We start from the raw sequence: 12,401 nt of genomic DNA, 5'->3' as shown, positions 1-12,401 counted from the left end.
GTATCAAACACTCGTGCATTAAAAACTTGAGAGTCGAGTAATAAAGTACGTCTTATTTGATTGTGCCAAGGTTGGGAGCCAATTTTTGCTCAGATCAACTCCGAGAAAAACAACCTGACCTTTCTGGTTTGCTCCTGATTTGTTAACCTCATGCGGCTGTCCTTAAGAGTGGTGGTCGTGAGCGCCCAGCGCCCTTCAGGGGAAACCAGACACAGGGAACTTTCTGACATTTTGGAGTTCTAAGATCTGGCGCAAGTTAATGTCGTTCGGTCTGCTCTTTTATAAATGCCATCATCACTCACACCAAAAGCAGCACCCATTTAATATAGGAAAGTTCTAAGCAAGTTAAGTTCAATTCACTACATTGCTTATTTATACATCAGCGATGTATGCAGCCATTCAGAGAAAAGCAGGGACTTATGGATATATCCGCAGCAAAGCAGGATTTTTTCACTCCACAAGCCTCTCAGAAAAAAAAGCCTGGGGGTCGACAGGGGAAAAAAAAATCCACAATGGGTTATGCACTAGAGTGCAATAATTCGACCAACCCAAGAAAACGTCACAACACCTCTCAGGACTCAGATCAACTCTCCCCCCGTGCAAAGGTATTGAAAACACGTAAAATTACTCCGCCCATAACAATACAGGCAAACAATCTCCATGACCAGATTTTTACAGATCTGACCGAAGACCCCAAACAAGGCAAGGGAAAGAAAATTTTTGGGGATTTCTGGGGTGCTTTTAAAAGTATTCTGGATGCATTCTGTAACCAATACCATGGTGATGATACCCCCATAATTGAAGAAAATATCCTGGCAGCATGGATGCCCTGCAAAGATATAACCAGAGAAAATGACAAGAAGTTAGTCAAAATTGTCTGGGGTGATCGTTATTGCAAAATCACAACGGTTAATTATTTTTGGGATCAGGCAAAGAATATGGTTTTACGAGGCATCAAGGAAGGTGAAAATTACTTCTCTTATGAAACTGAATACAAAACCGGTAAAAAACCAATAACTGCATGGGAATGTCTGGACATATTTTTAACACAATACATAAGCCGGAAAGGATGGAAAGGATCAGCAGCATTGCTCAGAGAGAAACTGACTTCATCCTTGAAAGACCCAAAGCCAACCGAATCAGACAAGAAAAAAATCAGTATTAGACACTGTGACCAATTTCTCAAACCTGAAGACATTGACAGCAAGGGGCTGCAGCTTTTTGGTGAATCTCAATGGCGAGCAATCACTAAACTGATTGCAACATCCTATAACGGTTATAGACCATCCCAACAGGAAAACTGTACACCCGAGGTTCATGATATTTTCCACCAGGCATTAAAAGACTTTATTCAGATAATGCCAGAAATGCCCGGTATGGATGAAGTAGATGATCTTCATCCTGAAACTGGAGCGCCTATAAGAAGGACAATCGCAACGACTGAATTTAACATAAGTTCATCAGCTAATAAGCTTAACTCTGAACAAACGTTTGCTACATTGATCTATCCATTTATTCATGCTGAAAAATACGATCTGATGACAAAGGATATTGAGAAATATGAGTTCCTGCTAGCGGCGGTAATGAATTTAAAGCACTACTACTTTATCGTGGTAGACCCCAGAAACACCAGTAAAGAAGAATTTAGAAATGATGAATTATGGAAAAAAGAGCATAAGCACCATAGTATTTTTCCTTTTCTACTTTCATTTAAACCAGGTGTTAGCTCTATACCCAGCAGTGAAAATCCTGAAATTGGAGAAGATATAAATTACGATGCTTTAAAAAATTGCTTTTCTTCAGAAAATGAATTATCCATAGTAAAAAATATAAATCTTGAACTTGAATCAAGACTTACTGACTCTGAAAAAAATATATCAAATCTTAAAAACGAAAAATCATATCTGGAAGAAAAAATAGAGTTACTATCTTCAGATAACACAGAGATAACTGATGAAAACAAAAAACTAACTGATCAACTAAAAAATCACAAGAAAGAAATTTCTGAATATCAAAAACAAATACAATCAACAGAAGAAAAACTGAAAGAAGCCAGTCAGCTACTGTTAAAAAAAGAAGAGGAAATTAAAGAAAAACTCACATTAACTAAAGAAAATCAACACCTGACAGAAGAGCTAAAACTATCAAAAGAGTCAGCAATATCGTTAGAGGGTGAAGTAAAATCACTGACAGATACCATAGGATTTCTAAAAGACAAACTAGGTAAACTTGAAGAAGAACATAAAAGCATTGAAGAACAATGCAAGAAAAACATAAGTAAAATATACCCGCAAAAAAAAGAAACAAAAAAAAATAAATCAGAAGATAAAGAGCCGCCCACCCCATTAAGATCAATGAAAAAAATGGTAGAATCCATGTGCTTGATAACAAGAGAAACACAGGAAGAGGCTGCCAGTCTGCAACAAAAATTAATGAAAGAAAAAATCACAAGTCAAAAGTCAATTAAAGAAGCAAAATCATTTAGAGATACTCTTTCTGACAGGGAAAAACAGATTAAAAAACTGGAAAAGGAGATACAATCAGCAAGAGAAGAAAGTATAGCTTACAATGATACATTACTTGAAAGCAGTGCAAAGATAAAGGAGTTAAAAATCCACCATCAAAATGAAATAAAAACAAGAACAAAAAAAATAGAAGAACTAAAACAAACTTACACCAAAAAAATAACTCATCTGGAAGAAGAAATCAACAACCTTAAAAAGCAGAAAAAAACAAACCAGGATGAATTAAAAAACCTGAAACAGGATCTCAATGAAGCAAATTCAAAATTAAAAAGCAATAATGACATTTTGTACAGAAGTTTAAGGAATAAAATCACAGAACTCTCAAAAAAGATCAAAGAAAAAGAAAAAGATATTAAAGAAAAAGAAAGAGATATTAAAGAGAAAGATAAAGGGCTAACATCTATAAAAGACCAGATTACAGAACACAGAACAAACTCAGAACAATTAGTAGGCAAAGTTAATGATCTGGAAAGCAATGTTAAAACCTTAGAAAAAGAGAGAGAACTTCTTTGCCAATTACTCAGAGAATCCAGCAACCAGGATGAAAAAATCAAGTTTGAATCCGAAATCAATCACCTTAAAAAAGAGCTATTAAGTTCTAAGGAAAGCATCAAAGTGTATGAGAGTGATTTGAAAAAAATGAAAGACAAGCAAGACTCTCTGTTATCCGAATTAGAAAATATTAAATACGAACTAGCCAGAAAAGAAACAGAGGAACGTGAACAACTAATAAAAAAAAAGAATCTAGAAGATAAATTGAAATTGACTGAGGTAAGTGCTTTACAGTCACAATCGGAAGTAAGTAGCCTGAAAAAGGAATATGAAAGACGTATTAAAGCATATGAGAGTGATTTAAAAACATTAAAAGACAAACAAAGTTCTCTTTTGTCTGAATTAGAAAATATTAAATCTGAGCTTACCAATAAAGAATCAAATGAACGTGAACAGCTAATAGAGAAAAATAATCTGATAGATAGCCTGAAAGAGAGTAAAGCAAGTATTTTACAACTGCAAACAGAAGTCACTTCCCTGAAAAGACATGAAGATTGTTTAAGTACAGAAAATAAAAAACTTAATACCTCGTTGACTGAGATCAGATCAGATCTTAAACAGTCAATATTGGAAAAAGAAACTGTTGGGCAAGACCTGAGTCTTGCCCAAGATGCACTGACCAAGCAAACAGAACTCATTAAAATAATACGTCAAGAGTCTAGCCATACACAAAATGAATTGGAAAGAACTCAAGATAAAAACAGCCAATTGAAAGACCAGGACATCCTTTTTATCCAGCAACAGGCATTACTGCTGGATGAAGACCAACGTTTAGAACAAGTACAGAGAGAACTCATTTGCACAAAAGCTCTGGCAGACGCGAAATGTCGTGAAGTCGATGAATTAAAGAAAGAAATGAATAACCTGAAAACAAATGTTCCTGCAATCAATCATACTGTTAATCAGCAGCTCAATATTCTCCAGATGACGCCTGATCAACTACTGGACTACCAAACGGGAATGGAAACACTCCTCAGGCAGAAAGATATTACCATTGATCTATTACATGAGATGTTGGCTGCAAATGCACAGACAGCAAAAATCCAACCCGGGCCTTCTCAACTGGCACCGTTAAATCCTGAGGCCGTTGTTCCTGTCGGGACCAGCACCAACCCAGCTAAGGTGAATAGCCCTACTGGCATTAGTAATGAAACCGGTATTGCATTTTCTGTCCTATGCCAACAATTATTGCAAGACGAAAACCCGACATCTGAGCCTGACATCGTTCAGCCACCATTGACCTCAGCAGGTACAGAGTCAGCACGAGCAGTGGCAACAGTCACACCTCAACAACTATCAATGTGTGGTCCGGGGACTTTCAATTCAGGTTCACAGTGGCCCGTACCCGGAGGACAACTCTCAACTATATCGATGAGCACTCCTGTGCAGGAGAGCACCGGGTCAGCCCCAAATACCAACGAATTACAATACAGAAGGTCAGCTTTAAATACCTCCGGATTACCATTCCCCAGGCTAGAAACCACATCCCTTCGCACTTCAGATGCTGACACACCATGGAACTTTGAATCTATTCCCTCCCTGCTTGGCATTATCACTGATTTAGACGATATGTCCTCTGTAGAGCCTATATTTAACGCACCAGTCCCTGACCAACCCGCATCGCCAAAGTCCAGAGATAGTTTTCCTTTCAATAATAATTCCCGGGAGCTTGTCAGACTTAAGCATCTGTAGCGAGGATTGCGAGAAATTGAGCCTAAAAATTTCAGATTCTGAGGAGAATAGCGGGGCTATTTAATGAAGAAGCAGGGATTTTAGACCAATTTCGCAACCGCACGACTGCATGGATGCAGGAGCTCGGAGCAGTTGCCGCGTAGGACAGTCTTAAGTCCGACAGGACGTCTAACTCCTTGAGGGCCATGCCGGTATCAGGAATAATACTTCTCTCAATCACCTGAGGTTACCACCACGAACAGGATTGAATGAGCATATGGACGCAGTTGCGAAAAAATACCGTCCCGGGAAAATCCGGGAAAATAATAAAAAAAGCATTCTGGCCGCTGCCGAACAGGAGTTTGTGACCCATGGCTTCAAAGGCACTACCATGCAGCGCATCGCGGAACGGGCAAACCTGCCCAAAGCCAACGTTCACTACTACTTCAGCAATAAGCTCTCGCTCTATGCTGCCGTTCTGTCGCATATCCTCAAGCTATGGGATCAGAGCTTTAACAGCCTCAGTCCTGAGGATGACCCGGAAGAGGCGCTGGCCGCCTACATCCATACCAAAATCATGTTCTCCCGGAAGAATCCCCTGGCCTCCAGACTCTTTGCCCAGGAAATCATCAATGGCGGTCCGCACCTGACAGAGTATTTTGGCGAGGACTATCAGATGTGGTTTCGGGGACGGGCACAGGTGTTCAAGGCATGGTCTGACCAGGGAAAAATGGATGCGGTCGATCCTGTGCATCTTATCTTTCTGCTCTGGTCATCCACACAGCATTATGCAGACTTCTCTTACCAGATAGCCCGGGCCATTGGAAAAGATACGCTTGAGCAGTCTGACTATGACCAGGCAACAGAGACATTAACCCGGATAGTCCTGAAAGGTCTGGGTATTACTCCAAACCAGCGTTAAACCTAACTGGCAACATCGACCTTTTCTCTCCTCATTCCAGCGATGAAAGGTTGATATCATTGAAAGCCAGAAGAGGAACCTAATAATCATTTTGAGGTCAAACTGCGGTATTTATAGTTGCAGGGTTTTATTCTGAAAGCATCCCCATCAAGCCACCCCCATCGAAGGCCTGCTGGCCGGGTTAGTCACCAAGCCGGATCAAGTGGAATTCCAAACCGCTCCACAAGTACATTTAATGGTCAGAGAGTATCAAAACTGCAGTCCCATAGAGATAAAGCCTCCACCACGGATCATGGCAAGCAACTTGAAGACGACTTCTGGAATAATAAACCATTACAAGGACGAAAAATCACCCCGGCTCAAGTGCTCAGAGCCTATGGAAATGACAGGACTTCTCTGAGACGTGGCTTCTTCCTGCAAAAGCTCTGCTTACAGAACATTTTACAGGGCAATAGAAAAGTTACCCCGGAGCAGGTCATTCAGGAATTCAACCGGCAACCAGGCCAATATAATAAGCACAAATTACCAATAGCACGCTTCAAGGCGGAATGCTGCCTGAAGGGCCTGACACTAAATGGTCATAAGGTCTCAACGGATGCGGTGGTCAAGAATTTTCAGGCACTCAAAGCCCCCCTGGAGCTGGCGCGTTTTAAAGAACAATGTTGCCTGAAAGACCTGACAGTAAATGGCCAGCGGGTCACACCGGAGGCGGTGGTTCACGATTATCAGGTGACCAATGCAACACTGGAACTGGTGCGCTTTAAGGAAATGTGTTGCCTGAAGGGCCTGTTGTTGAATGGCCATCACGTCACACCGGAGGCGCTGGCCAGGGATTATCAGGCAATCAACGCAACACAGGAGTTGGCATACTTTAAGGAACTGTGTTGCGTGAAGGGCATAATGTTGAATGGCCAGCCGGTTACACCGGATGATGTGATTAAGGGGTTCAGGGGTACCCCGGAAAGCAAACTGTCAATAGCACGCTTCAAAGCGGAATGTTGCCTGAATTGCCTGCCGTTGCATGGCCAGCCGGTTACGCCGGAGGCGGTGGTTAAGGATTTTCAGGCAGTCGGCGTCCTCCTTGATCTGGCGCACTTTAAGGAACAATGCTGCCTGAAAGGCATGACATTGAATGGTCAGCTGGTTGCACCGGAAACGGTGGTTAAGGATTTTCAGGCCGCCGGAGCAACCCTGGGGCTGGCGCGCTTTAAGGAACATTGCTGCCTGAAAGGCATAACATTGAATGGTCGTCTGATCACACCGGAGGCGGTACTTAAGGATTATCAGGCAGCTAACGCAACACTTGAGTTGGCGTGCTTTACCGAACTCTGTTGGCAGACAGGCCTGCCGATACATGGCCAGCACGTCACACCGGAGGTGGTGGTTAAGCATTATCAGATGGCCAGCGCCACACTGGAGCTGTCCCGTTTCAGGGAGCAATGTTTCCTGAAAGGCATAATGCTGAATGGCCAGCCGGTCACACCGGATGCGGTGGTTAAGGGTTATCAGGTTGCCAATGCACAACTGGAGCTGACCCGGTTTAAGGAACAATGCTGCCTGAAGGGCCTGAGGTTAAATGGCCAGTGGGTAACATCGGATGAAGTGGTGAATGACTATCAGGCAGCCAGAGCAACAACGGAGCTGGCGCTCTTTAAAGAACGATGTTGCCTGAAGGGTCTGCCATTGAATGGCCAGCCAGTCATACCAGACACCGTGGTTAAGGATTATCTGGCCGCCAGGGCAACACTGGAGCTGGCTCGCTTTAAGGAACAATGCTGCCTGACAGGCTTGTTGTTAAATGGGCGGCCGGTCACGCCAGAGGCGGTGGTTAAGGCCTTCCCGACTACTCTCGATGGCAAACTGGGAATAGCACGCTTTAAGGAACAATGTTGCCTGACAGGCTTGATGTTGAATGGCCAGCCAGTGAAACAGGATGCGGTGGTTAAGGATTTTCAGGCCGCCAGGGCACCACTGGGGCTGGCACGTTTCAAGGAACAATGTTGCGTGATGGGCCTGGCATTAGCCGGTCGGCAGGTCACACCCGATGAGGTGGCCAGGGATTTTCAGGCAGCCAGAGCCACTCTGGAGCTGGCACGCTTTAAGGAACTATGTTGTCTCAGGAACCTGGCATTGAATGGCCAGCCGGTCACACCGGATGCAGTGGTTAAGGATTTTCAGGCCGCCAGGGCAACACTGGAGCTGGCACACTTCAAGGAACTGTGTTGCCTGAAGGGCCTGGCATTGAAGGGTCAGCAGGTCACAGCGGATACGGTGGTTGAGGCGTATCCCGATAGTCCGGAGGGCAAACTGGGGAAAGCGCGCTTCAAAGCGGAATGTTGTCTGAAGGGCATGGCGTTGAATGGCCAGCCGGTCTCACCGGATGCGGTGATTGAGGATCTTCAGGCAGCCAGGGCAACACTGGAGCTGGGTCGCTTTAAGGAAGAATGTTGCCTCAGGGGCATGTCACTGAAGGACCAGCAGGCCACTCCGGATGCGGTGGTCAGGGGTTTCCCGGATAGTCCGGAAGGCAAACTGGGGGTAGCGCGCTTTCAGGAGCAGTGTTGCCTGATGGGCCTGCTGTTGAATGGCCAGCCGGTCACACCGGATGCTGTGGTGAAGGGTTTCCCGGATAGTACCGCAGGCAGACTGGGGATAGCGTGCTTTAAGGAAAAATGTTGTCTCAGGGGCCTGGCGTTGAATGGCCAGCCAGTGACACCGGATACAGTGGTTAAGGGCTATAAGGCAGTCAGAGCAACGCTGCAACTGGCGCACTTTAAGGAAAAATGCTGTCTGAGGGGCTTGCTATTGAATGGCCAGCCAATCCAACCGGATACGGTGGTAAAGGCGTTCCCGGAGAGTATGGAAGGTACACTGGGGATCGCACGATTTAAGGAGAAATGTTACCTGAGAGGCATTACTCTGCGAGGCCCGCAGCTCACATCAGATGAGGTGGTCAGGCATTTCCCGAACAGTCCGGAAGGCAAACTGGCGATAGCGCACTTCAAGGAACTGTGTTGCCTGAAAGGCCTGCTGTTGAATGGCCAGCAGGTTACAACGGACAGGGTGGTTGAGGATTTTCCGGACAGTCCGGAAGGCAAACTGGGGATAGCGCACTTTAAGGAAAAATGTTGCCTGAGGGGCCTGGCGTTGAAAGGCCAGCCAGTCACACCGGATGCGGTGGTTAAGAGCTTCCCGGATAGTCCTGAAGGCCAGTTGGGGGTGGCGCGCTTCAAAGCGGAATGTTGTCTGAGGGGTTTGCTGTTGAATGGCCAGCTGGTGACGGCGGACGCGGTAGTCAACGATTTTGAACGCATTGGCAGATTGCTGGAAATCGCTATTTTTTATGCTCAGCTGGCATTGAATGCGAAAAAACTGAATGGCCGTTATCTGGGTAACAAGGACGTATTGGAAGCGTTTAATCAAGTCCCCGGGGATCAATCGGCAAGGCAAACCAGATACCTGATTGAAAGGCTGAAACACTCTCAGTGGTGGGATGAAAACAACGACGCTCAGGATTTGCTGCAAGAGGCCTGGCAAATCCTGAACAACGCATCAGTCAAAGGGGATGAGCAACACCGACTGCAATGTATATTGAAATTCATGGCTATGCAGCATGAACTGTCTATTGATCAACAGAGCGTGTCGGCAGAGCAGGTATTGCAATCCATCAACACCCTGAGACACTCATTTCAGAAAGCACGGCTGCATTTCTTCTTCCTGGCCTACTGCTATCTCACCAGCCATGGGGTTAATGGACATCAAATCGAAAAGGATCAGGTTCTGGAGTGCCTTCAGAGTTTTACTGAAGTCAGCAAACTGCAACATGCTTTAGGCTGCTGGTTTGAGCAATGCAAATCCGAAGCCGATGTAATGGGTAATCTACTGCTTCAAAAGGAAAATATTTTTACTCCGGGGAGTAACAGCGCACAAGGATACGTAGCCACTCAGGCAACAAACGCCGGTGTAGCGCACACCCGGCAGCTATGGCCAAATGGACCGGTTTTTTTGGACAAGCAGGTTCCGCAGTTAACCGCACTCACACTTAAAGCACTGGATATTATTCAGGAAATCAATATTTCCTGTACCGACTTCCCCATTCTGATTACCGGTTCTTTCGCACGTTGTTTGCAGAATATGTGTTCAGTATTTAATGACATTGACATTATCTGCGCGACAGAAAAGTCGGCCAGAATACTCTGTGAAAAGCTGCGGGCACTGATCACAGACAAGGGTTCAGACATTCCCAAAAGTATTGTCATCTGGGAAGTCCCGGGGTGTCAGGAGATCAGACTGCCAAATGGCTTCAATATTCATCTTAAAGACGGTGATTTCGGGATAAAAGCCATGGGGCTTCAGGTCAGTGTTGATGCCAGAGTCGTCCATGAAAATGCCCCACAATTGGCCGTTCACGTCCACGGTGTTCAGAGACCTGTACAATGTTTGTCGTTTACTGAAGAAACCCGATTACTGAACGATACGCTGGAATACCTCGCTGAGAGCCTTGATCCGCTCACCGTAAGGCTACAAAAAGGGGAGGTATTTAAAATACCACGAACCATTCTTTTTAATGCCCCTCAAAACAGCAATGAGCGTATTTATGGCTTGCTGTTACGCTGCCTGCTTACTCTGAATAAAGCCAGGCAATTCATCACCCTGAACTGTGCAGGCAATCCCGGGAAACCGGACTGCCGCAGTCATCAGCTGCAAAAAGAACAACTACGGCTTTATGCACTGACTGAGAATCTGCACATGAAATTGACCAGCCATGTTTGCCGTAATGATTTTGAGCACAGAATTAACAACTGGCTATCGACAACTCAGTCTGTTAATGATTGTCCGACCGATAAGAAAGAGTTTATCCAGGCACTGCTGGCGATGATGCACGCTTAATAACTCAAATCGGTATTGTTAAGTAGTTGGCCAAATGGAACTTAATGATCATTTTTCAGTCAAAGGGAATGTTTTTCGTTCAGGTGTGCAGGGTTATATTATGAAGCCAACTACCTCAACCTTCTCCCCCCCAGAGTCCGCTGGCTATGTTGACCAACGAGCCGGTTCAGGCGAGATATCTGGCCGATCTGCAAGCACCTTTAACGGTATGGAAATATCTACCCTTGAGTCTTGCGGACGAACAGCCACCACTGCATATGAACGCATCAGTATGGAGATTGCCTTTTGGCAAAACAAACCATTACAAGGACGTCAAATTACCCCGGCTGTGGTACTTAACGCCTATGGAAATGATACAACGTCCCTTAGAAGTGGCGTCTTCCTGCAAAAACTCTGCCTGCGAAACATTCCCCATAACAATCGACAAGTAACCCCGGACCAGGTCGTTCAGGAGTTCAACCGACAGCCAGATCAAAACAATGAGTACAAATTAGCCATCGCACGCTTCAAAGCGGAATGTTGCCTGAGGGGGCTGCCGTTGAATGGCCAGCAGGTTACACCGGATGAAGTGTATAAGGACTTCATGGAGAGTCCGGCTGGCAGCGAGGAGATAACGCTCTTCAACACCAAACGTTATCTGAATGGTTATACTGATCGTCAGGTCGACCCGGGTCATGATCCTGAAGGATACGCAGCCTCTACCTTTCAGCATCAGGCTTCTGCTGCCGTTAGAAGAGCGCTTCCCTTATCAGACAATCAGGTTCCGCAGTTAAATGTGCTAACTCGCAGAGCACTGGAGATGATCCAGGAAATCAATGAGTCTTATAACACGCCCCCCATTCTGGTTACCGGTTCATACGCGCGTTTTTTACAGAACCATCGTGCATCATTCAAAGGTATTGACATTATCTGCTCGACTGAAGATTCGGCCATGAAACTCTTTAAAAAGATGCAAGCGCTTAAGGAAGCACTTGACATTGACCGGGATTTAGGTGCCAACGACGACTTCTTCATCTTCCCAATACCCGGATGCCGGGCGATTCAACTACCAAATGCTTACACTATTCATCTTAAAGACACCAGCTCAGACATCCCGGGTCCGGGGCTTATGGTCAGTGTTGACGGCAGAGTCATCAATGGACATTCAGCACCATTGGCCATTCGTGTTCCTGGCGTTGAGAGGCCGTTATGGTGTTTGTCGTTTGCTGAAGAAACCCGGTTACTGAACGATACACTGGAACACCTTATAGGGAACCTTAACCCGCTGACAGTTGAACTGAATCAAGGGGCAGCGTTTGAGTTACCTCGCACCATTCTTTTTGGCTTCCCAAAAAACGGCAAAGAGCGTATTTATGGCTTGCTTGTTCGCGCGCTGCTTACCCTGGATAAAGCCAGGCAGTTTATCTCCATATTCGCTGAAGAAGAGCCTGACGGCCAGCTGCAAGCGCAACAACAGCGCCTTCGTACACTTGCTGCGATTCTGCAGAGGAAATTGAGCAGGCATATTTGCCGCAGTGATTTTGAATGCAGAGTTTCCTGCTGGCTATCGACGGTTCCGCATGTAAGTGACTTCGAGATCAAGAAGGTGGAATTTATCACATCACTGTTAAAGATGATGCATCCTGAGCTACATCGGATAGACTCAACTCATTGAATATTTGATCGCCGGTAACTCAATCAGAATCTTTCAACCTTCTGTCTCAGGCCAGGTTATGTCAAACACTTTCCAGTTCTTGCAGTTTGGTTCCTGCGAAATATGTGGCCTTGCTCAATTACCGGAGCAATTGGCTTGCCTTATGGTTCCACTTGATCAGAACAAGATGCGTTTTTTCACTCTCTTT

The 12,401-nt window shown here is 45.2% G+C and carries 4 protein-coding genes; all 4 read left to right on the top strand.

Translation table 11 applies throughout. The features are described from left to right. Nucleotides 1-419 precede the first annotated feature (419 nt). The 4 genes from ACO6V1_RS12375 to ACO6V1_RS12360 all read left to right on the top strand — a co-directional run bounded on the left by ACO6V1_RS12375 (nucleotide 420) and on the right by ACO6V1_RS12360 (nucleotide 12,214). Nucleotides 420-4,769: a hypothetical protein gene (locus ACO6V1_RS12375; RefSeq protein ID WP_422467047.1), complete on the top strand. Its 4,350-nt coding sequence runs from the start codon at nucleotides 420-422 to the stop codon at nucleotides 4,767-4,769. Nucleotides 4,770-5,025: 256 nt separating this feature from the next. Continuing rightward, nucleotides 5,026-5,670, top strand: a complete 645-nt coding sequence (locus tag ACO6V1_RS12370; RefSeq protein ID WP_101748170.1) for a TetR/AcrR family transcriptional regulator — start codon at nucleotides 5,026-5,028, stop codon at nucleotides 5,668-5,670. A 117-nt stretch (nucleotides 5,671-5,787) separates the two neighbouring features. Next, nucleotides 5,788-10,560, top strand: coding sequence for a hypothetical protein (locus ACO6V1_RS12365; protein ID WP_422467045.1), 4,773 nt, complete (start codon nucleotides 5,788-5,790; stop codon nucleotides 10,558-10,560). 100 nt (nucleotides 10,561-10,660) lie between these two features. Then, on the top strand, nucleotides 10,661-12,214 hold the full coding sequence (locus tag ACO6V1_RS12360; RefSeq protein WP_422467043.1) for a hypothetical protein: 1,554 nt from the start codon (nucleotides 10,661-10,663) through the stop codon (nucleotides 12,212-12,214). The last annotated feature ends 187 nt before the right edge of the window (nucleotides 12,215-12,401 follow it).

The organism is Endozoicomonas sp. ALC013 (genome assembly GCF_049310205.1).
Classification (GTDB): domain Bacteria; phylum Pseudomonadota; class Gammaproteobacteria; order Pseudomonadales; family Endozoicomonadaceae; genus Endozoicomonas.
This window is presented reverse-complemented; position numbering and strand designations above follow the sequence as displayed.